Below are 19,581 nucleotides of genomic sequence, written 5' to 3'. Positions count from 1 at the left end.
TTTAGTAAGCCGGATATGGCGGTTATGCCACCATCCGGCATCAGAGTTAAGATATTGCCTGATGGCAATTCGCTTATCAGGCGTGTTGGATCCGGAATCGACATCAGAAAATCATCTTAAACACACCCGTCACCACCAACAGCCCAATCAGAAAAATAATTAAAATAACCCACAGCAGAATTTTCATTAACTTTCCTTATTTTTGGTAAGTTCAGGTTGAGTATAGGAAAGCATCAGCAATTCTGCCTGGCGGTTTCATTACTCCGGCTTACGTGCGCTGAGAAGAAATATCATTGGACGCTCTTTCTCTTCATCCAGCGCCGGGCTAGCGGCAATCTGTTCAGCAGACGGACCCCATTCATTAAGGCTTATGATCTGAAAACCGGCGGCAATCAGCGCATTAATCCACGTGGCCAGTTTACGGTGTTGTTTTTTGACGCCTTCGGCGAACCAGTTGCTGATGCGTTCGCCTTCCTGCTGATAGTGATTAACCGGCCAGGATTGTTGACCGGTTTTATCTTTGATCCAGCCCTGGGTCAGTGGTGCGGTATAAATAGGGTGCTCGGCAGAAAATACCAGCATTCCGCCCGGTGTTAGTGACTGATAAATCGTTGTCAGTAATCGTTCAATATTATGCAAATAGTGCAGGGCGAGTGAGCTATAGACCAGATCAAATGAGCCCGGCGAGAGTGTGAGTGTTTCAAGATCTTCGCGCTGGTACACGATCCCATCGCCATGGGTCATACTGCGCGCCTTGGCTAACATCTTCTCTGAAATATCCAGACCCACAACGCTTGTTGCGTGGTTATTTCTCGCGTAGCGGCAAAACCAGCCATATCCGCAGCCTAAATCAAGAATATTTTTACCCTGTAGCGGAGGAAGCAGCGTTTGTATTGTTGGCCATTCTGGTGCACCGTCGAGCCCCTTTACTGAACGATCCAGTGTGGCATATCCGGCAAAGAACTCAGGATCATCATAGATATTTTGTGACATATCGGCTCCATTCATAAATTATTAGAATAATATTATCCATAATATTTAACTGGTATATATTTTTCTGATTATATATTTTAATTTCCAAAGATGTATTGCCACGCGTAACTAAAAAAGCGAGTGCGACAAGTCGTAATCTCTGCACCTCTTTTCTTATCTGCGTACCTCCATGAATCGTAATTCTGTTCTTGTCGCTACGGCATGTTTGCCGCTTTTTATTCTGATGGCGGGCTGCGCCCCTATGCACGATAACCGCCAGCTACTGTCACAGCAGACCCCCTCTGCAAACGTTGATTCCACATTACCAGCGGCATTGAAAAACGGTTGGCCAGATAGCCAGTGGTGGAAGGCGTATCACGATCCACAGCTTAATGCGTTGATTGACAGTACGTTACAGAACTCTCCTGATATGCAAGTGGCGGAGCAGCGTATTCAGCTGGCGGAAGCGCAGGCTCAGGCCATAGAAGCGCAGGATGGACCGCAGATTGATTTTTCCGCAGGCGTTGAGCGTCAGAAAATGTCCGCCGAAGGTGTGATGGGACCGTTTGCCATTACCGATCCCGCTGCTGGTACTACGGGGCCGTGGTACACCAATGGAACATTTGGTTTAACCGCTGGCTGGGACCTGGATCTATGGGGAAAAAACCGGGCAGAAGTCGCGGCGCGCATTGGTGAGGTTAAAGCGCGTGAGGCCGAGCGTGAGCAAACCCGACAACTGCTGGCAAGCAGTGTGTCTCGTCTGTACTGGGAGTGGCAGACACAGGCGGCGCTGAAAACCGTGCTAACGCAGATTAAAAATGAGCAACAGAATGTCATCACAGCGGATCGCCAACTGTATCAAAACGGTATTACCTCTTCGGTGGAGGGGGTAGAAACCGATATCGATTCCAGCAAAACAGAGCAGCAACTGAACGATGTCAGTGGAAAAATGAAGGTGATCGAGGCGCGACTGCTCGCCCTGACCAATACACAATCCACCTCCCTGAAGCTTAATGCCGCGACTATGCCGGTGGTGGAAAGTCGGTTGCCGTCCCGGTTAGGTTACTCACTACTGGCTCGCCGCCCTGATTTACAGGCTGCACACTGGTATATTGAATCGTCGATGAGCAGTATTGATGCGGCGAAAGCTGCGTTTTATCCCGACGTTAACCTGATGGCATTTTTACAGCAGGACGCGTTACATCTGAGCGATCTGTTCCGTCATTCCGCGCAACAAATGGGGGTGTCTGCCGGGCTGACGTTGCCTGTCTTTGATAGTGGCAGACTGAATGCAAATCTCGATATGACCACCGCGCAAAGCAATCTGACGGTTGCCAGTTACAACAAAGCCGTAGTGGACGCGGTGAATGATGTGGCACGTGCGGCAACGCAGGTGGAAACATTGGCGCAGAAGAATCAGCAACAGCAAAAGATTGAACATGACGCGCAGCGTATAGTGGGACTCGCCCAGGCACGGTTTAATGCCGGTATCATTGCGGGGTCCCGCGTCAGCGAGGCAAAAATTCCGGCATTACGTGAGCAGTGTAACGCTCTGATTTTACAAGGTCAGTGGCTGGATGCTTCTATTCAGTTAACCAGCGCCCTGGGTGGCGGATACCACGCCTCCTGACTTTCCGGCCCGGCAGATATTTGTTGTCGGGCCAGTTTCATTGCTTTTTTTGTTTATTTCGCTGCTTCATCCACCAACGGGCAGCCACCACCAGGCCGACAACCAGAACCAGCCATATTCCGTGTTTAATATGCTGGTCGAGGCTGTGCAGCCACGGGGCAATCACTTCACCACCCACGTAACCGAGCGAAGTGAACAGCAGTGCCCAGACGAGCGCTCCCAGAATATTCAACGGTAAAAAGATTTTTGGTGGCAGGTGGCTGGCGCCAATCAGCAGGGGACCAATGACGCGGAATCCGTACATAAAACGTGTCCCGACCACAAAGAGGTAGGGACGTCGTTGGATCATTTTCTGTGCGTAATGAATTTTTGCCTGATGACGCGAGAAACGACGTAAAATTTTGCCGCCATAACGCCGTCCAAGTAAATAAAGTAACTGATCGCCTATCATCCCACCCAGCGCGACGGAGATGACAACCAGTGGAAATTTGAGTAATCCCTGATGCGCTGCAACGCCACCTAACAGGGTAATTGTTTCACCTTCGGCCAGGCTGCCAATAGTTAGCGCCGCATAGCCGTACTGCGCAATAAGACTGTTTATATCCATACGTCTGTATGACCTCCACAACTCTTAGCATACACCCTATAAATTGTTGATGCCGGAAAAGCCTCAGCGTAGCGCATCGGTATTTTTGTTGTGTACATAAAATAATCAAAAGGTGAATTATACTTGAAGTGTTGAGGTCCGGAGCTGACAAGAAGGGGGCGGTATGAACCATGTCTGGGGGCTGTTTTCCCATCCCGATCGTGAAATGCACGTGATCAACAGCGAAAACGAAAGTGTTTCGCATCACTATACTCACCATGTACTGCTGATGGCGGCAATCCCGGTTATTTGTGCCTTTATTGGTACGACACAGATCGGCTGGAATTTTGGCGACGGAAACATACTGCAACTATCCCTGTTTACCGGATTTGCGATGGCAATTCTGTTCTACGGTGTGATGCTGGCGGGCGTGGCCGTTATGGGCCGGGTGATCTGGTGGATGGCACGCAATTATCCGCAGCGTCCATCGCTGGCGCACTGTATGGTCTTTGCCGGATATGTTGCCACGCCGCTGTTTTTAAGCGGGCTTGTAGCGCTTTATCCGTTGGTCTGGTTGTGCGCCTTAATTGGGACTATCGCGCTGTTTTACACCGGATATTTACTGTATCTCGGCATTCCAACATTCCTGAATATCAGCAAAGAGGAAGGTCTAAGTTTTTCCAGTTCGACACTGGCGATTGGTGTGCTGGTGCTGGAAGTTCTGCTGGCGATTACGGTGATCCTGTGGGGTTACGGCTATCGGTTATTCTGACGTTCAAACCTGTCTAAGCTGCGTTGCTGCTGTAAAAGCCAGCAACGCAGCATTTCGAGATGATTATCCAGTAGCGGTGACGCTGTCGGGTCGTTATGATGCCTGAGCTAGCCAGAGGTAACCCTTACTTCTGGCGGTGTGCGTTGTGACGTGCGTGAACCATTATCAGAAATCTCATCATGCTGAAATTCCGAGTTTCATTATTAAGTCTTGCCCTGGTGCTGGCCGTTCCTTTTGCACCTCAAGCCGTGGCGAAAACGGCGACTACCGCGAGCGCCTCTCAACCTGAGATTGCGTCTGGTAGTGCGATGATTGTCGATCTGAATACCAACAAAGTGATCTATTCGAACCACCCGGATCTTGTGCGTCCGATTGCGTCGATTACCAAATTAATGACGGCGATGGTGGTGCTTGATGCACGACTGCCGCTGGATGAAAAGCTAAAAGTTGATATCAGCCAGACGCCGGAAATGAAAGGCATCTATTCCCGCGTGCGCTTGAACAGTGAAATCAGCCGTAAAAACATGCTGCTGCTGGCGCTGATGTCATCAGAAAACCGAGCGGCGGCAAGCCTGGCGCATCATTACCCTGGCGGGTATAACGCATTTATCAAAGCGATGAACGCTAAAGCAAAAGCGCTGGGTATGACCCAGACACGTTTTGTGGAGCCTACAGGGTTATCCATTCACAACGTTTCGACCGCCCGTGACTTAACTAAACTACTGATTGCCAGCAAACAATATCCGCTGATTGGTCAGCTAAGTACGACGCGTGAAGACATGGCGACCTTTGCTAATCCGGCTTATACGTTGCCGTTCCGCAACACTAACCATCTGGTTTATCGCGATAACTGGAATATTCAGTTAACCAAAACAGGTTTTACCAATGCTGCAGGCCACTGTCTGGTGATGCGTACGGTTATCAATAACAAACCGGTTGCGCTGGTGGTGATGGATGCCTTCGGTAAATATACCCACTTTGCCGATGCCAGCCGCTTACGTACCTGGATCGAGACCGGTAAAGTGATGCCGGTTCCGGCGGCGGCGCTGAGCTATAAAAAACAGAAAGCCGCACAGATGGCGGCAACTGGTTCGGCAACGGGCGAGCAAACTGCGCAGAACGATTAAATAGCGTGGGATGGTAATAAAAAGAGGCCTGATAGCATAACGCTGCCAGGCCTTTTTACAGAAAAATCAATCAGAAAGTTTTGTTTCGTCCGAAACGTTTTCTTTCCAGAACTTCTGCTTACTTGTCTTACCGATACCCGGATTCATGCTGTTGGTAGGGTCGTTTTCGCGGTAAAAACGAGCCAGTGTTTCCGGTGCTTTGTACAAATGTCCCACATTATGTTCTGCTGGGTACTGCGCCCCGCGCGCATGCAGTAATTCAAGCATTTGCTCTTTCAACGCATGAGCATCCACGCCTTTCTTCACAATGTAATCCTGGTGGAAGACGTAGCACATAAAGTGACCGTAATAGAGTTTGTGTACCAGCTTACTGTCAATTTCTGCCGGCAGATGTTCGTACCATTCGGTGTCATTACGGCGCAATGCAATATCCAGCGCCAGAATATCTTCCACCTCATCCGCATGAACGGCCTGGTAGCGGATTGCCGCGCCAGCCGCCGCGAAGCGATGCAGAAAGGCTTTGCTACCTTCTTCCGGTGTACAGGCAAAGAAGTCACCTTCGGCGGTTTTGAAAAACTCGGTCAACCAGTTTTGCGCTTCTGCTACACCGCCACCTGCCATTTTAAGCAACAGGTGGTGTTCGTACTTATCGCGCCAGCTTTTCATTCTTGCCGGTAAATGGCTGGGGAATAAATGGCCAAACTTCTGCATCGCCCGGTCGGTGAAGTGCGGGCGGAAAATTTTCACTTTTTCCAGCATCGCATCGGTACGGCCCTTCAGAGTAAAGAAGAACGGCATTTTATCGGTGCCGAGCTTGTCGATCATCAGGAACGTATCTTTGCCGTACTTCTCTGAGATGTCGTAAATATCGCGGTGCATATATTCACCCGCGACCGGCAGATGCTCAAACTTTGCCAGAATATGGCGGCGGATTTCTGTCAGCACTTCTGGCTGATTGGTGCCGATATAAAAGACCTGCTGATTTTTCTCGGCCTCGAACGTATCCAGACGCACGGCGAATACCGCCAGTTTTCCCGCACAGCCGGATGACTCAAACAGACGATCCGGATCTGCGTTATAACGTGCCGGGGTATCGGCCTCAATATCTCTGACGCGAGTGACGTAATCATGATCGTGTGCATGACGGCCATCATGACGTACATCGTTATCTTTGATGCGTTCATCATCAAGGTTGCTGAGGATCTGTTCCGGTGTCTGGCCCAGTTCGATACCCAGATGGTTTACCAGCTGTAATTTTCCCTGCTCATCAATGCGTGCAAACAGCGACATTTCAGTGTATGCCGGACCACGTTGCACCAGCGAGCCGCCGGAATTGTTGCAGATGCCGCCAATAACAGATGCGCCAATGCACGAAGAACCGATAACCGAATGCGGTTCACGACCAAAAGGCTTAAGCGCTTTTTCCAGCGAGTAAAGCGTGGTGCCCGGATAGGCCAGCACCTGCTCGCCTTTGCCAATGACGTGTAGCTTGTCGAGGCGCAGGGTACTGATAATGACAATGTCGCGATCGTAGTCATTACCACTCGGCGTAGAGCCTTCTGTCAGACCGGTATTGGCGGCCTGCATCAGAATAATTTTGTCGGCGTTGACGCAGGCGTTCAGGACACGCCACAGTTCTAATAACGTACCCGGAAAGACAACGGCTAATGCGTCGCCCTGACCGGAGCGAAAGCCCTTGCGATAGCGGGCGGTTTTAGCAGGTTCGGTGAGCAGGTGAGAATGACCCACCAGGCGGGTTAGTTCATTCAGAAAAGCTTTATTTTCAGTTGTTGTAATGGAAGACATTCTCCACTCCTTGTGGTGGGACTCAATATCAGGAACAAGCATAGCGCTTTGTATGACAATACGCTTTCTCATTCAGCTTGTCTCTGGGTTGGCCGTGTTCATTCACCACGGTTTTGAAAATTCAGAGAATAACCTTAGCTTTCTTTGCCTCTCACGTTTAGGCTTACGGCAAACTGCGGTTTTTGTTATATTTTCGCTGCCTCATCGGGAAAAAATAAAGAGAGAATCAACATGAAATGGCTATGTTCTGTAGGTGTCGCGGTGAGCCTGGCGTTGCAGCCAGCGCTGGCGAGCTCCCTGTTTGGTAACCATCCACTGACGCCTGACGCGCGGGATGCCTTTGTTACCGATTTGCTCAAACAGATGACCGTGGATGAGAAGATCGGGCAATTACGTTTAATAAGCGTCGGGCCTGATAACCCGAAAGAAGCCATCCGCGAGATGATCAAAGACGGGCAGGTAGGGGCGATTTTTAACACCGTTACGCGCCAGGATATCCGCAAAATGCAGGATCAGGTGATGGAACTCAGTCGCCTGAAAATCCCTCTCTTTTTCGCCTATGACGTATTGCATGGCCAACGTACCGTATTCCCGATAAGCCTCGGCCTGGCATCGTCTTTTAATCTGGATGCCGTCAGAACGGTGGGGCGTATTTCCGCCTATGAAGCCGCAGACGATGGCCTGAATATGACCTGGGCGCCGATGGTCGATGTTTCGCGCGATCCACGTTGGGGACGCGCTTCTGAAGGTTTTGGGGAAGATACCTATTTAACCGCCACGATGGGGAAAACCATGGTGGAAGCGATGCAGGGTAAAAGCCCGGCCGATCGCTATTCCGTGATGACCAGCGTCAAGCACTTTGCCGCCTATGGTGCAGTAGAGGGCGGCAAAGAATACAACACCGTGGATATGAGTCCGCAGCGTTTGTTTAACGACTATATGCCGCCGTACAAAGCCGGACTTGACGCCGGGAGCGGTGCAGTGATGGTGGGACTTAATTCACTTAACGGCACGCCTGCGACTTCCGATGCCTGGCTGCTAAAAGACGTACTGCGTGACGATTGGGGCTTTAAAGGCATCACCGTTTCCGACCACGGTGCAATTAAAGAGCTGATAAAGCACGGCACCGCGTCCGATCCTGAAGATGCTGTGCGCGTGGCGATCAAGTCCGGCATTAACATGAGCATGAGCGATGAGTATTACAGTAAGTATCTGCCAGGCCTGATTAAATCAGGAAAAGTCACTATGGCAGAACTGGATGATGCTGCGCGTCACGTGCTGAATGTGAAATACGATATGGGGTTGTTTAACGATCCTTACAGCCATCTGGGGGCAAAAGAGTCAGACCCGCAGGACACAAACGCCGAAAGTCGTTTACACCGTAAAGAAGCGCGTGACGTGGCGCGTGAAAGCCTGGTGCTGCTGAAAAATCGTCTGGAAACGTTGCCGCTGAAAAAATCAGGTACCGTTGCTGTTATCGGGCCGCTGGCGGACAGCAAACGTGACGTGATGGGAAGCTGGTCCGCTGCCGGTGTTGCCGATCAGTCCGTGACGGTGCTGACAGGTATTAAAAATGCACTGGGTGAGAAGGGCAAAGTGGTGTATGCCAAAGGGGCGAATATCACCAACGATAAAGGTATTGTCGACTTCCTCAATCTGTATGAAGAGGCGGTGAAAATTGACCCGCGCTCGCCGCAGGCGATGATTGATGAAGCAGTCAATGTGGCGAAGCAGTCCGATGTGGTTGTCGCAGTGGCCGGCGAGGCGCAGGGTATGGCGCATGAGGCATCCAGTCGTACCGATATCACTATCCCGCAGAGTCAGCGCGATCTGATTACCGCGCTGAAAGCAACCGGTAAACCGCTGGTACTGGTGCTGATGAACGGTCGTCCATTGGCGCTGGTGAAGGAAGATCAGCAGGCCGATGCGATTCTGGAAACCTGGTTTGCCGGAACGGAAGGCGGTAACGCCATCGCTGACGTGCTGTTTGGCGATTACAACCCGTCTGGCAAATTGCCGATGTCCTTCCCGCGTTCTGTCGGGCAGATCCCGGTCTATTACAGCCACCTGAATACCGGGCGTCCATATAACGCTGATAAGCCAAATAAATATACCTCGCGCTATTTTGATGAAGCGAATGGCCCGTTGTATCCATTTGGCTATGGTTTGAGCTACACCACGTTTACGGTTTCTGATGTGAAGCTCTCTTCGCCGACGATGAAACGTGACGGAACAGTAACGGCCAGCGTGCAGGTGACCAACACCGGTAAGCGCGAAGGTGCGACGGTGATCCAGATGTATTTACAGGATGTTACCGCGTCAATGAGCCGTCCGGTAAAACAACTGAAAGGGTTTGAGAAAGTGAACCTTAAACCTGGCGAAACTCAGACCGTCAGTTTCCCGATTGATATTGAGGCACTGAAATACTGGAACCAGCGCATGAAATATGATGCTGAACCGGGCAAATTTAACGTCTTCATCGGTGTTGATTCCGCCCGGGTGAAACAGGGTGAGTTTGAGCTACTGTAAGGATTAGAGATGAATAAAGGGCCGGGAAACCGGCCTTTTTTATGGGCGCAGATATTGCGTCAGGGGGGGATGAATCACCGGGTTAGTGCGAATAATTTCCTTCGTGACCTCTTAGCTGGCAGGTTAATGCCAGATTTTTCGTCTATGCTTTTTCCTCAAGTCTCTGAAAAGGGCAATAAAAGGATGAGGAGAGCAGCATGACAATCTCAAAGGTATGGGCGGGATCGCTGGTGTTGTTAGCTGCGGTGAGCTTACCCTTGCAGGCCGCGTCACCCGTAACGGTCGGTTCAAAAATTGATACCGAAGGGGCGCTGCTCGGCAATATTATTTTGCAGGTACTTGAAAGCCACGGCGTGAAAACTGTCAATAAAGTGCAACTGGGTACCACACCAGTGGTACGTGGGGCAATAACGTCTGGTGAGCTGGATATTTACCCGGAATATACCGGAAATGGTGCCTTCTTCTTTAAAGATGAAAATGATCCGGCCTGGAAAAATGCTCAGGCTGGATTTGAAAAGGTCAAAAAGCTGGATGCAGAACAGAATAAACTGGTCTGGTTAACACCAGCGCCTGCTAACAATACCTGGACCATCGCGGTACGTCAGGACGTTGCTGAAAAGAACAAACTCGTTTCACTGGCCGATCTGGGGCGCTACCTGAAAGAGGGCGGAACATTCAAACTGGCTGCCTCCGCGGAATTTATTGAACGGACTGACGCACTTCCCGCCTTTGAAAAAGCGTATGACTTCAAGCTTAATCAGAACCAGCTTTTATCGCTGGCTGGGGGAGATACGGCGGTGACAATTAAAGCCGCTGCGCAGCAGACATCGGGCGTTAATGCAGCAATGGCTTATGGAACCGATGGTCCCGTTGCCGCGCTGGGATTACAAACTTTAAGTGATCCGCAAGGTGTTCAGCCAATTTATGCTCCTGCGCCAGTCGTGCGTGAATCGGTATTGAAGACTTATCCGCAAATGGAGGAATGGCTGCGACCGGTATTCGCCAGCCTGGATGAAAAAACGCTGCAACAACTTAATGCCAGTATCGCCGTTGAAGGGCTGGATGCGAAAAAAGTTGCAGCAGACTACCTGAAGCAAAAAGAATGGGTGAAGTAACGGATTTTGCAGCAGGTGAGTGTGGTGTCAAAGATATCAGTCAACCGGGTGCTGTTGCTGCTGGTTCTTCTTATGATGGCTGCCGCGGCGCTTCCTTTCATCAGCTATGCCCCTAATCGCCTGGTCTCCGGCGAAGGTCGCCAGCTCTGGGATATCTGGCCCGCAAGTGCGTGGGGGCTGGTGGTTCTATTTTTACTGCTGCTTTTTTTGTGCTTGCAACCCGGTAAGTCCGGCAGCGTATTCACGCTTGTCGTCATGCAACTGCTGGTGATTGCTGCACTCATGACCGCCGGGAAAATAGCAACCTGGCTTGCTCAGACGGGAAGCCCGCTGGCCAGAACCAGCCTCGGTAGTGGGTTCTGGCTTGGACTGGGGTTAATGCTGCTGGCATGCAGTGACGCCATTCGCCGTATCACATCTCAGCCACTCTGGCGTTGGATTCTGCATACACAAATTGCTGTTGTACCGCTGGCGCTGCTGTTCTTCGGCACATTCAACGATCTTTCTCTGCTCAAAGAGTATACCAATCGCCAGGACGTCTTCGATGATGCACTGGCGCAGCATCTGACTATCCTGGTTGGAACCGTTGTTCCTGCGCTGTTGATTGGCGTGCCGCTGGGGATTTGGTGCGCTTTATCTGCATCGCGGCAGGGGCCGGTATTTGCCGTACTGAACATCATTCAAACCATTCCTTCTGTGGCGTTGTTCGGCCTGCTGATCGCACCGCTCGCCGGTCTGGTTAATCATTTTCCCTGGCTAGGCAGGCTTGGGATTGCGGGAACCGGTCTGACACCGGCACTCATTGCTCTGGTGTTGTACGCATTATTACCGCTGGTGCGCGGCGTCGTGGCAGGACTGAACCAGGTTCCTCGTGATGTACTGGAAAGCGCCAGGGCAATGGGGATGAGTTCGCGTCAACGTTTTAGCGCGGTACAGCTCCCGCTGGCGCTGCCCGTTTTCTTGCGCAGTTTGCGCGTGGTGATGGTGCAGACGGTGGGGATGGCCGTCATTGCCGCACTGATTGGCGCGGGGGGATTTGGCGCGCTGGTTTTTCAGGGACTACTCAGTAGCGCTGTAGATTTGGTGCTGTTGGGCGTGATTCCGGTAGTTGTGCTGGCGGTGTTGATTGATGCGTTGTTTGATTTAGGCTTAGCTCTGCTGAAGGTGACAAACGATGATTGAATTTAGCCATGTCAGTAAAACCTATGGTCAACAAACGGCGGTCAACGATCTTAACCTGCATTTTCGCGAAGGCAGCTTTTCAGTATTAATTGGCACGTCAGGTTCGGGGAAATCCACCACGTTGAAAATGATAAATCGACTGGTGGAACATGACAGCGGTCAGATCCGCTTTGCCGGGGAGGAGATCCGCAGTCTGCCGGTGCTGGAGTTAAGACGGCGTATGGGGTACGCCATTCAATCTATCGGATTGTTTCCACACTGGACTGTCGCGCAGAATATTGCCACCGTACCACAACTGCAAAAATGGTCGCGTTCGCGTATTGATGAACGAACAGAAGAACTGATGGCTTTACTGGGACTGGAAGCAGAGTTGCGTCACCGATATCCGCATCAGCTTTCCGGTGGGCAGCAGCAGCGGGTGGGGGTGGCACGTGCTCTGGCGGCGGATCCTCAGGTTCTTTTGATGGATGAGCCTTTTGGCGCGCTGGATCCGGTGACGCGCGGTGCCTTGCAGCAAGAGATGACCCGTATTCATCGCTTGCTTGGTCGCACTATTGTGCTGGTGACACACGATATCGACGAGGCGTTGAGGCTGGCGGAACATCTGGTATTGATGGATGCGGGGGAGGTCGTGCAGCAAGGAACACCGCTGTCGATGTTGACCGCTCCGGCTAATGATTTCGTTCAAACATTTTTTGGTCGCAGCGAACTTGGCGTGCGGCTCCTGTCGCTGCGAACTGTGGGCGATTTTATGCGACATGATACGCAACTGTGCGGGGAACCACTGGTCGATGAGATGACGTTACGTGATGCGCTCTCCGTTTTCGTGGCTCGCGGTTGTGAAGTCTTACCGGTGGTTAATTCACAGGGCGTTGCCTGCGGTACGCTTCATTTTCACGATTTGCTTACGGAGATACCGTACCGTGAAACGTCTGTCTGACCCGCTGCTCTGGCTTATTGCGCTTTTTCTGTTCCTGCTGGCAGGCTTACCGCACAGCCAGGCACTGTTTGGCGCGCTGTTTCCACAGTTACCTCGTCCTGTTTATCAGCAGGAAAGTTTTATGGCACTGGCGCTGGCCCATTTGGCGCTGGTGGGGAGCTCCAGCCTGGTTGCCGTGATCATCGGTACAGGTGCGGGGATAGCGGTAACCCGTTCATGGGGGACTGAGTTTCGCCCCCTGGTGGAAACAATCGCCGCCGTGGGGCAAACTTTTCCACCGGTAGCTGTACTGGCGATCGCCGTACCCGTAATGGGTTTTGGTCCGGAGCCTGCCATTATTGCGCTGACCTTGTATGGTGTGCTCCCAGTTTTACAGGCAACGCTGGCGGGGTTGGGGGGAATTTCTGGCAGCGTGATGGATATCGCCCGCGGAATGGGGATGAGCGATGGGCAGAGACTGCGTAAAGTGGAGCTTCCGCTGGCGGCTCCGGTCATTCTGGCGGGAATTCGCACGTCGGTGATTATTAACATTGGCACCGCGACAATTGCTTCGACCGTTGGGGCAAACACGCTGGGAACGCCGATTATCATCGGACTAAGCGGATTCAATACTGCTTATGTAATTCAGGGAGCGCTGTTGGTCGCGTTGGCCGCAGTCATTGTCGATCGCGGGTTTGAGCGCTTATCGCACTACCTTACCCGGCACGTAAAATAAAGGTATAGCCTGCCAGCATTACACCGCCGATACCGCCGATGGCCATCAGCAGGAAGAGGGTTATTACACCGATTTTAGCTGCGCTCATTATGCACTCCTTATGTTGATTAAAGGATTGTACACGTTTGTTAATAGAATATTAAATGCCAAGTGGATAAATATCGTGGCCCAGCGCCCGCCATTCATCCAGTTGCTGTTGCTGAGCGGGGGTTTGACTTTCTCCACACCAGATGAGTAAAGTCCGACCTTCAAACAGTTCCGGTCGTAGCTGGTTTAGCGAATGTGCCAGCACATCAACCCGCCATCCCTGCTGACTGGCAACCCAACCCTCCAGCCATAATCGGGTGGTATCGTGAATATTCCAGCCGACGACCAGTGCATCTTTCCCCTGTTTTTTACGCGCCGACGCAAGGCAAATAGCAATGTAGTTGATGAGGACGCCATCAAGGATACCCAGTAACGCCTGGAGTACAGGCTGCTGACATTGCAGACGCCGCCGCAGAGGAATGAATAAATGTGTGTTAAGCGTCTGCGCGGGATAATCCTGGCCACGCTCCTTTATCCATACTCTGAGGCTATGCAAATTATTACTTTGCAAATAGCTCAATAAGGTTTCTTGTTGTTCACGCCAGCCGTTATGCACATCAATATTTTCATTACTGAGCAACATTTTTACTTTGCTGACCTGTACCCCATTATTTATCCAGCGTTTGATTTCGCGGATCCGGTCGATGTCAGCATCGTTAAACAGGCGATGACCGCCGTCTGTCCGTTGCGGTTTTAGTAATCCATAACGTCTCTGCCATGCGCGTAAAGTGACAGGATTGATATCACAAAGCAAAGCCACTTCACCTATTGTGTAAAGCGCCATCGTTGTCTCACTCATGCTCGCGAGGTCCCAGTTTTACTTTAGACGCTCTTTTGCGAACCAGGTAGTTTTGATTGTTTTTTGATCACAACGTGGGTGATATTGTGTCCGGACGGGCGCTTTTGAGTGATCGTTCTCACAAATTCTTTTTTTTTTGCAACAGTTCAAAGAAAGTTAAGCGTAGCCCATGTATGTTACGCCCTTTTAAGTGAAGTGTGGTTGGCGGGTATGTACGAGTTTAATCTGGTGTTGCTGCTGCTTCAGCAGATGTGTGTGTTTCTCGTTATCGCGTGGCTGATGAGCAAAACACGCCTGTTTATCCCGCTGATGCAGGTCACCATCCGGCTGCCTCACAAACTCCTCTGTTATGTTACCTTCTCCATCTTCTGCATTATGGGCACCTACTTTGGTCTGCATATTGAAGACTCGATTGCGAATACCCGAGCTATCGGTGCGGTGATGGGCGGCTTATTGGGTGGCCCGGTTGTCGGAGGTTTAGTTGGGCTGACCGGTGGCCTTCATCGTTACTCGATGGGCGGAATGACGGCCCTCAGCTGTATGATTTCGACCATCGTGGAAGGCCTGCTCGGAGGGCTGGTACACAGCGTGCTTACCCGCCGCGGTCGCACTGATAAAGTATTTAGCCCGCTGACGGCAGGTGCGATTACCTTTGTTGCTGAACTGGTACAGATGCTGATCATTTTATTGATTGCGCGTCCTTTTGAAAATGCGTTGCACCTTGTCAGTAACATTGCCGCACCGATGATGGTCACCAATACTGTGGGTGCGGCGTTGTTTATGCGTATTTTGCTCGACAAACGAGCCATGTTTGAAAAATACACTTCAGCGTTTTCTGCCACTGCGTTAAAAGTTGCTGCCTCGACGGAAGGTATTTTGCGTCAGGGGTTCAACGAGGTTAACAGCATGAAGGTCGCCCAGGTGTTGTACGAAGAGCTGGATATCGGCGCAGTGGCGATTACCGATCGCGAAAAGCTCCTGGCGTTTACCGGCATTGGCGACGATCATCACCTGCCAGGCCGGCCCATTTCATCCTCGTATACGCAACGGGCGATTGATACCGGAGAGGTGGTTTATGCCGATGGTAACGAAGTGCCGTACCGCTGCTCGCTGCATCCGCAATGCAAATTAGGCTCTACGCTGGTGATCCCGCTACGTGGTGAAAATCAGCGGGTGATGGGGACCATTAAACTGTATGAAGCCAAAAATCGTCTTTTTAGCTCAATTAACCGCACGCTGGGAGAAGGGATCGCCCAACTGCTGTCGGCGCAGATTCTGGCCGGCCAGTACGAGCGTCAAAAAGCGATGCTCACGCAGTCAGAAATTAAGCTCTTGCATGCTCAGGTAAATCCACATTTTCTGTTTAATGCGCTCAATACCATTAAAGCCGTAATTCGACGCGACAGCGAACAGGCCAGCCAACTGGTGCAGTATCTCTCGACCTTCTTTCGCAAAAATTTAAAACGGCCATCAGAGATTGTGACGTTGGCCGATGAAATTGAGCACGTTAATGCTTATCTACAAATTGAAAAGGCGCGATTCCAGTCACGCTTGCAGGTGACCCTAACGGTTCCGGAAGAGCTTTCTCACCAGCAATTACCGGCTTTTACCTTGCAGCCGATAGTGGAGAATGCCATTAAGCACGGTACTTCACAGCTACTTGATACCGGTGAGGTGTCGATTACTGCCCGACGAGAAGGGCAGTATCTGATGCTGGATATCGAAGATAATGCCGGATTGTATCAGCCCACAACAGAAGCCAGCGGACTGGGTATGAATCTGGTAGATAAACGACTGCGGGAGCGGTTTGGTGATGATTTTGGCATCAGCGTAGCCTGCGACCCCGACCATTTTACCCGAATCACTTTACGACTTCCTCTGGAGGAACTGGCATGATCAAGGTGTTGATTGTGGATGATGAACCGTTAGCGCGGGAGAATCTGCGGATCCTGTTGCAGGAGCAAAGTGACATTGAGATTGTGGGGGAGTGTTCGAACGCGGTTGAGGCCATCGGTGCAGTACATAAATTGCGCCCGGATGTATTGTTCCTCGATATTCAGATGCCGCGGATTAGTGGCCTGGAAATGGTCGGTATGCTTGATCCGGAGCATCGTCCGTATATCGTTTTTCTGACCGCTTTCGATGAATATGCGGTTAAAGCTTTTGAAGAACACGCCTTTGATTATTTGCTCAAGCCGATAGAGGAAACGCGGCTGGAGAAAACGCTGATCCGTTTACGTCAGGAACGTACCAAGCAGGATGTGTCGCTGCTGCCGGAAAACCAGCAGATGCTTAAGTTTATTCCGTGTACTGGCCATAGCCGTATCTATCTGCTGCAAATGGATGATGTGGCGTTTATCAGCAGTCGTATGAGCGGTGTCTATGTCACCAGCAGCGATGGTAAAGAAGGCTTTACTGAACTTACATTGAGAACACTGGAAAGCCGTACTCCGCTGTTGCGCTGCCATCGACAATACCTGGTTAACATGGCGCAATTACAGGAGATCCGCCTGGAAGATAACGGCCAGGCAGAATTGATTTTACGCAACGGACTGACGGTCCCGGTAAGTCGTCGTTATCTTAAAAGTCTAAAAGAGGCGATTGGACTGTAAAACTGATACACTGCGCGCCATTGCATCACCGACAGTTGAAGGCTCTATGCTAAGTAACGACATTCTTCGTAGCCTGCGCTACACCCTGAAAGCGAATAATAATGACATGGTGCGTATTCTTGCGCTCGCCGACATGGAATCCACCTCCGCAGGTTTCGACACCTGGATGACGAAAGAAGATGAAGAGGGTTTTGTTCGCTGCCCTGATATCATCCTCTCCGGTTTTTTAAACGGCCTTATCTACCATAAGCGCGGTAAAGATGATTCTGCACCTGAACTGGCACTTGAGCGCCGCGTTAATAACAACACGGTGTTGAAAAAGCTGCGTATCGCCTTTTCACTGAAAACCGATGACATTCTGGCCATTATGACCCAGCAGAAGTTTCGCGTGTCGATGCCGGAGATCACCGCGATGATGCGCGCGCCGGACCACAAAAACTATCGTGAGTGTGGGGATCAGTTCCTGCGTTATTTCCTGCGTGGTTTGGTGATTCGCGAACACGCAAAGAAAGCGTAGCGCGTATTTATCTGTACTGAACCGCGATATAAAAAACGCTGCCGAAGCAGCGTTTTTTTATGCGGATTATTTCACCTGCTGACCAGGTTTTGCACCTTCGTCAGGACTTAACAGGAAGATATCTTTCCCGCCAGGGCCTGCGGCCATTACCATCCCTTCCGAAATACCGAAGCGCATTTTACGCGGCGCCAGGTTAGCAACCATCACGGTCAGACGACCAATCAGCACCTGTGGCTCCGGATAAGCAGAACGAATACCAGAGAAGACATTACGTTTTTCACCGCCCAGGTCCAGCGACAGGCGCAGCAGCTTGTCGGAACCTTCAACGAACTCAGCGTTTTCAATCAGCGCTACGCGCAGGTCAACTTTGGCAAAATCGTCAAAGGTGATGGTTTCCTGAATCGGGTCATCCGCCAGCGGACCGGTAACCGGTGCAACTGCGGCTTTCACCTCTTCTTTGGACGCCTCAACCAGCGCTTCAACTTGTTTCATGTCGATGCGGTTGTAGAGCGCCTTAAAGGTGTTGACCTTGTGGCCGAGCAGAGGCTGCTGAATGGCATCCCAGCTCAGTTCTGTGTTCAGGAACGCTTCGACACGCTCGCTCAGCGTTGGCAGAACCGGTTTCAGGTACGTCATCAGTACACGGAACAGGTTGATCCCCATAGAGCAAATCGCCTGCAGGTCGGCGTCACGGCCTTCCTGTTTCGCGACAACCCACGGAGCCTGTTCGTCGACGTAGCGGTTTGCTACGTCTGCCAGCGCCATGATTTCTCGAATGGCTTTACCAAATTCACGGCTGTCCCATGCTTCACCAATAACTGATGCGGCGTCGGTAAAGGTTTTGTACAGAGCCGGATCGGCCAGTTCTGCCGCCAGTACGCCATCAAAACGCTTACTGATAAAACCTGCGTTACGAGAAGCCAGGTTCACCACTTTATTGACGATATCGGCATTAACACGCTGAACAAAGTCTTCCAGGTTCAGGTCGATGTCATCAATACGCGAAGAGAGCTTCGCTGTGTAGTAGTAGCGCAGGCTGTCGGCATCAAAATGCTTCAGCCAGGTGCTGGCCTTAATGAACGTACCACGAGACTTGGACATCTTCGCACCGTTTACCGTGACATAACCGTGTACGAACAGGTTGGTCGGCTTACGGAAGTTGCTGCCTTCCAGCATGGCAGGCCAGAACAGGCTGTGGAAATAGACGATATCTTTACCGATGAAATGATACAGCTCGGCGTCGGAATCTTTCTTCCAGTATTCGTCAAAGCTGGTGGTATCGCCGCGCTTGTCGCACAGGTTCTTGAAGGAGCCCATGTAGCCAATCGGCGCGTCCAGCCAGACGTAGAAATATTTGCCTGGAGCGTTCGGTATTTCAAAACCAAAGTACGGCGAGTCGCGGGAGATATCCCACTGCTGCAGGCCGGATTCAAACCATTCCTGCATTTTATTTGCCACTTGTTCCTGCAGCGCGCCGCTGCGCGTCCATGCCTGCAGCATTTCGCTGAACGACGGCAGGTCGAAGAAGAAGTGTTCGGAGTCACGCATTACCGGCGTCGCGCCGGAAACGACGGATTTCGGTTCGATAAGTTCGGTTGGGCTGTAGGTCGCGCCACATACTTCACAGTTATCGCCGTACTGATCCGCAGCCTTACATTTCGGGCAGGTGCCTTTTACAAAACGGTCCGGCAGGAACATACCTTTTTCCGGATCGTAAAGCTGGGAGATGGTACGGTTCTTAATAAAACCGTTTTCCTTCAGGCGTGTGTAAATCAGCTCGGACAACTCGCGGTTCTCTTCGCTATGCGTTGAGTGGTAGTTGTCGTAGCTGATGTCAAAACCTGCAAAATCAGTCTGATGCTCCTGACTCATTTCACCGATCATCTGCTCAGGTGTGATACCAAGTTGCTGTGCTTTCAGCATGATTGGCGTACCGTGTGCGTCGTCCGCGCAGATGAAGTTAACCTGGTGGCCGCGCATTCGCTGGTAACGGACCCAGACATCAGCCTGGATGTGCTCCAGCATATGGCCGAGGTGGATAGAGCCGTTGGCGTACGGCAGCGCGCACGTTACCAGAATTTTCTTCGCGACTTGAGTCATAGTGGGCAATTACTTCTTTTGTAGTGAAAAGGGCTTTGATAGTACCAAAATGGTAATTACTGCGCCAAGCGATAAGGACATTTATCCACAAA

Annotated in this window: 18 protein-coding genes; 11 read left to right on the top strand and 7 right to left on the bottom strand. The window is 51.2% G+C overall.

Annotated features, from left to right (window positions below; genetic code table 11):
• Nucleotides 1-103 precede the first annotated feature (103 nt).
• Both yohP and LG384_RS15145 read right to left on the bottom strand, forming a co-directional pair.
• The gene (yohP, locus tag LG384_RS15150; protein ID WP_015572324.1) at nt 104-187 is read right to left on the bottom strand and encodes a small membrane protein YohP; all 84 of its coding nucleotides are present in this window, start codon (nt 185-187) and stop codon (nt 104-106) included.
• A 71-nt stretch (nt 188-258) separates the two neighbouring features.
• A complete protein-coding gene (locus tag LG384_RS15145) occupies nt 259-993 on the bottom strand; it encodes a class I SAM-dependent methyltransferase (RefSeq protein ID WP_225761174.1) in 735 nt (244 codons plus the stop codon).
• Nucleotides 994-1,162: 169 nt separating this feature from the next.
• Between LG384_RS15145 and mdtQ the strand changes: the two genes are divergently transcribed.
• Nucleotides 1,163-2,602 (top strand): multidrug resistance outer membrane protein MdtQ, encoded by a 1,440-nt coding sequence (gene mdtQ, locus LG384_RS15140; protein ID WP_200012774.1) that lies wholly within the window; start codon nt 1,163-1,165, stop codon nt 2,600-2,602.
• A gap of 37 nt (nt 2,603-2,639) precedes the next feature.
• Here the strand turns inward: mdtQ and LG384_RS15135 are convergent, their stop codons facing one another.
• Nucleotides 2,640-3,209, bottom strand: coding sequence for a DedA family protein (locus LG384_RS15135; RefSeq protein WP_225761173.1), 570 nt, complete (start codon nt 3,207-3,209; stop codon nt 2,640-2,642).
• A 163-nt stretch (nt 3,210-3,372) separates the two neighbouring features.
• Between LG384_RS15135 and LG384_RS15130 the strand changes: the two genes are divergently transcribed.
• Together LG384_RS15130 and pbpG are read left to right on the top strand one after the other, a co-directional pair.
• Entirely contained in the window at nt 3,373-3,960 is a 588-nt protein-coding gene (locus LG384_RS15130; RefSeq protein WP_225761172.1) for a Yip1 family protein, read from the top strand.
• Between the two features lie 179 nt (nt 3,961-4,139).
• The gene (gene pbpG, locus LG384_RS15125; RefSeq protein WP_045444975.1) at nt 4,140-5,087 is read left to right on the top strand and encodes a D-alanyl-D-alanine endopeptidase; all 948 of its coding nucleotides are present in this window, start codon (nt 4,140-4,142) and stop codon (nt 5,085-5,087) included.
• A 66-nt stretch (nt 5,088-5,153) separates the two neighbouring features.
• Here the strand turns inward: pbpG and dld are convergent, their stop codons facing one another.
• The gene (gene dld, locus LG384_RS15120) at nt 5,154-6,893 is read right to left on the bottom strand and encodes a D-lactate dehydrogenase (protein ID WP_225761171.1); all 1,740 of its coding nucleotides are present in this window, start codon (nt 6,891-6,893) and stop codon (nt 5,154-5,156) included.
• 231 nt (nt 6,894-7,124) lie between these two features.
• Here dld and bglX point away from each other — a divergent pair, with 231 nt between their 5' ends.
• The 5 genes from bglX to LG384_RS15095 all read left to right on the top strand — a co-directional run bounded on the left by bglX (nt 7,125) and on the right by LG384_RS15095 (nt 13,374).
• Nucleotides 7,125-9,422 (top strand): beta-glucosidase BglX, encoded by a 2,298-nt coding sequence (bglX, locus tag LG384_RS15115; protein ID WP_225761170.1) that lies wholly within the window; start codon nt 7,125-7,127, stop codon nt 9,420-9,422.
• Nucleotides 9,423-9,619: 197 nt separating this feature from the next.
• A complete protein-coding gene (locus LG384_RS15110) occupies nt 9,620-10,537 on the top strand; it encodes an ABC transporter substrate-binding protein (RefSeq protein WP_225761169.1) in 918 nt (305 codons plus the stop codon).
• Between the two features lie 72 nt (nt 10,538-10,609).
• Nucleotides 10,610-11,719 carry an ABC transporter permease gene (locus LG384_RS15105; protein ID WP_200012780.1) on the top strand — a complete coding sequence of 370 codons (1,110 nt, stop codon included), beginning with the start codon at nt 10,610-10,612 and terminating at the stop codon, nt 11,717-11,719.
• Nucleotides 11,712-12,659, top strand: a complete 948-nt coding sequence (locus LG384_RS15100) for an ABC transporter ATP-binding protein (RefSeq protein WP_225761168.1) — start codon at nt 11,712-11,714, stop codon at nt 12,657-12,659. Before LG384_RS15105 ends, LG384_RS15100 begins: the two co-directional genes overlap by 8 nt.
• On the top strand, nt 12,643-13,374 hold the full coding sequence (locus LG384_RS15095) for an ABC transporter permease (RefSeq protein WP_225761167.1): 732 nt from the start codon (nt 12,643-12,645) through the stop codon (nt 13,372-13,374). Before LG384_RS15100 ends, LG384_RS15095 begins: the two co-directional genes overlap by 17 nt.
• Here the strand turns inward: LG384_RS15095 and LG384_RS15090 are convergent.
• Both LG384_RS15090 and mlrA read right to left on the bottom strand, forming a co-directional pair.
• Entirely contained in the window at nt 13,355-13,462 is a 108-nt protein-coding gene (locus LG384_RS15090; RefSeq protein ID WP_003027354.1) for a protein YohO, read from the bottom strand. The genes LG384_RS15095 and LG384_RS15090 overlap by 20 nt on opposite strands.
• A 51-nt stretch (nt 13,463-13,513) precedes the next feature.
• Nucleotides 13,514-14,245 (bottom strand): HTH-type transcriptional regulator MlrA, encoded by a 732-nt coding sequence (gene mlrA, locus LG384_RS15085; RefSeq protein ID WP_045449701.1) that lies wholly within the window; start codon nt 14,243-14,245, stop codon nt 13,514-13,516.
• A 225-nt stretch (nt 14,246-14,470) separates the two neighbouring features.
• On the opposite strand from mlrA, the gene LG384_RS15080 reads away from it, so the two are divergent.
• Genes LG384_RS15080 through LG384_RS15070 form a run of 3 tightly spaced genes read left to right on the top strand, consistent with a single transcriptional unit; the run spans nt 14,471 to nt 17,389 of the window.
• A complete protein-coding gene (locus tag LG384_RS15080; RefSeq protein WP_225761166.1) occupies nt 14,471-16,156 on the top strand; it encodes a sensor histidine kinase in 1,686 nt (561 codons plus the stop codon).
• Nucleotides 16,153-16,872 carry a two-component system response regulator BtsR gene (btsR, locus tag LG384_RS15075; protein WP_045444954.1) on the top strand — a complete coding sequence of 240 codons (720 nt, stop codon included), beginning with the start codon at nt 16,153-16,155 and terminating at the stop codon, nt 16,870-16,872. Before LG384_RS15080 ends, btsR begins: the two co-directional genes overlap by 4 nt.
• A 46-nt stretch (nt 16,873-16,918) precedes the next feature.
• Nucleotides 16,919-17,389: a DUF1456 family protein gene (locus LG384_RS15070; protein ID WP_045449699.1), complete on the top strand. Its 471-nt coding sequence runs from the start codon at nt 16,919-16,921 to the stop codon at nt 17,387-17,389.
• Between the two features lie 66 nt (nt 17,390-17,455).
• Here the strand turns inward: LG384_RS15070 and metG are convergent, their stop codons facing one another.
• The gene (metG, locus tag LG384_RS15065) at nt 17,456-19,489 is read right to left on the bottom strand and encodes a methionine--tRNA ligase (protein ID WP_225761165.1); all 2,034 of its coding nucleotides are present in this window, start codon (nt 19,487-19,489) and stop codon (nt 17,456-17,458) included.
• Nucleotides 19,490-19,581: the final 92 nt, after the last annotated feature.

This window comes from Citrobacter sp. Marseille-Q3906, assembly GCF_916618775.1.
Lineage (GTDB): Bacteria > Pseudomonadota > Gammaproteobacteria > Enterobacterales > Enterobacteriaceae > Citrobacter > Citrobacter murliniae.
This window is presented reverse-complemented; position numbering and strand designations above follow the sequence as displayed.

Bases quoted from the DNA above. Each gene is read 5' to 3' on its own strand.
- yohP (WP_015572324.1), bottom strand. From the start codon at position 187: ATGAAAATTCTGCTGTGGGTTATTTTAATTATTTTTCTGATTGGGCTG.
- LG384_RS15145 (WP_225761174.1), bottom strand. From the start codon at position 993: ATGTCACAAAATATCTATGATGATCCTGAGTTCTTTGCCGGATATGCC.
- mdtQ (WP_200012774.1), top strand. From the start codon at position 1,163: ATGAATCGTAATTCTGTTCTTGTCGCTACGGCATGTTTGCCGCTTTTT.
- LG384_RS15135 (WP_225761173.1), bottom strand. From the start codon at position 3,209: ATGGATATAAACAGTCTTATTGCGCAGTACGGCTATGCGGCGCTAACT.
- LG384_RS15130 (WP_225761172.1), top strand. From the start codon at position 3,373: ATGAACCATGTCTGGGGGCTGTTTTCCCATCCCGATCGTGAAATGCAC.
- pbpG (WP_045444975.1), top strand. From the start codon at position 4,140: ATGCTGAAATTCCGAGTTTCATTATTAAGTCTTGCCCTGGTGCTGGCC.
- dld (WP_225761171.1), bottom strand. From the start codon at position 6,893: ATGTCTTCCATTACAACAACTGAAAATAAAGCTTTTCTGAATGAACTA.
- bglX (WP_225761170.1), top strand. From the start codon at position 7,125: ATGAAATGGCTATGTTCTGTAGGTGTCGCGGTGAGCCTGGCGTTGCAG.
- LG384_RS15110 (WP_225761169.1), top strand. From the start codon at position 9,620: ATGACAATCTCAAAGGTATGGGCGGGATCGCTGGTGTTGTTAGCTGCG.
- LG384_RS15105 (WP_200012780.1), top strand. From the start codon at position 10,610: ATGATGGCTGCCGCGGCGCTTCCTTTCATCAGCTATGCCCCTAATCGC.
- LG384_RS15100 (WP_225761168.1), top strand. From the start codon at position 11,712: ATGATTGAATTTAGCCATGTCAGTAAAACCTATGGTCAACAAACGGCG.
- LG384_RS15090 (WP_003027354.1), bottom strand. From the start codon at position 13,462: ATGAGCGCAGCTAAAATCGGTGTAATAACCCTCTTCCTGCTGATGGCC.
- mlrA (WP_045449701.1), bottom strand. From the start codon at position 14,245: ATGGCGCTTTACACAATAGGTGAAGTGGCTTTGCTTTGTGATATCAAT.
- LG384_RS15080 (WP_225761166.1), top strand. From the start codon at position 14,471: ATGTACGAGTTTAATCTGGTGTTGCTGCTGCTTCAGCAGATGTGTGTG.
- btsR (WP_045444954.1), top strand. From the start codon at position 16,153: ATGATCAAGGTGTTGATTGTGGATGATGAACCGTTAGCGCGGGAGAAT.
- LG384_RS15070 (WP_045449699.1), top strand. From the start codon at position 16,919: ATGCTAAGTAACGACATTCTTCGTAGCCTGCGCTACACCCTGAAAGCG.
- metG (WP_225761165.1), bottom strand. From the start codon at position 19,489: ATGACTCAAGTCGCGAAGAAAATTCTGGTAACGTGCGCGCTGCCGTAC.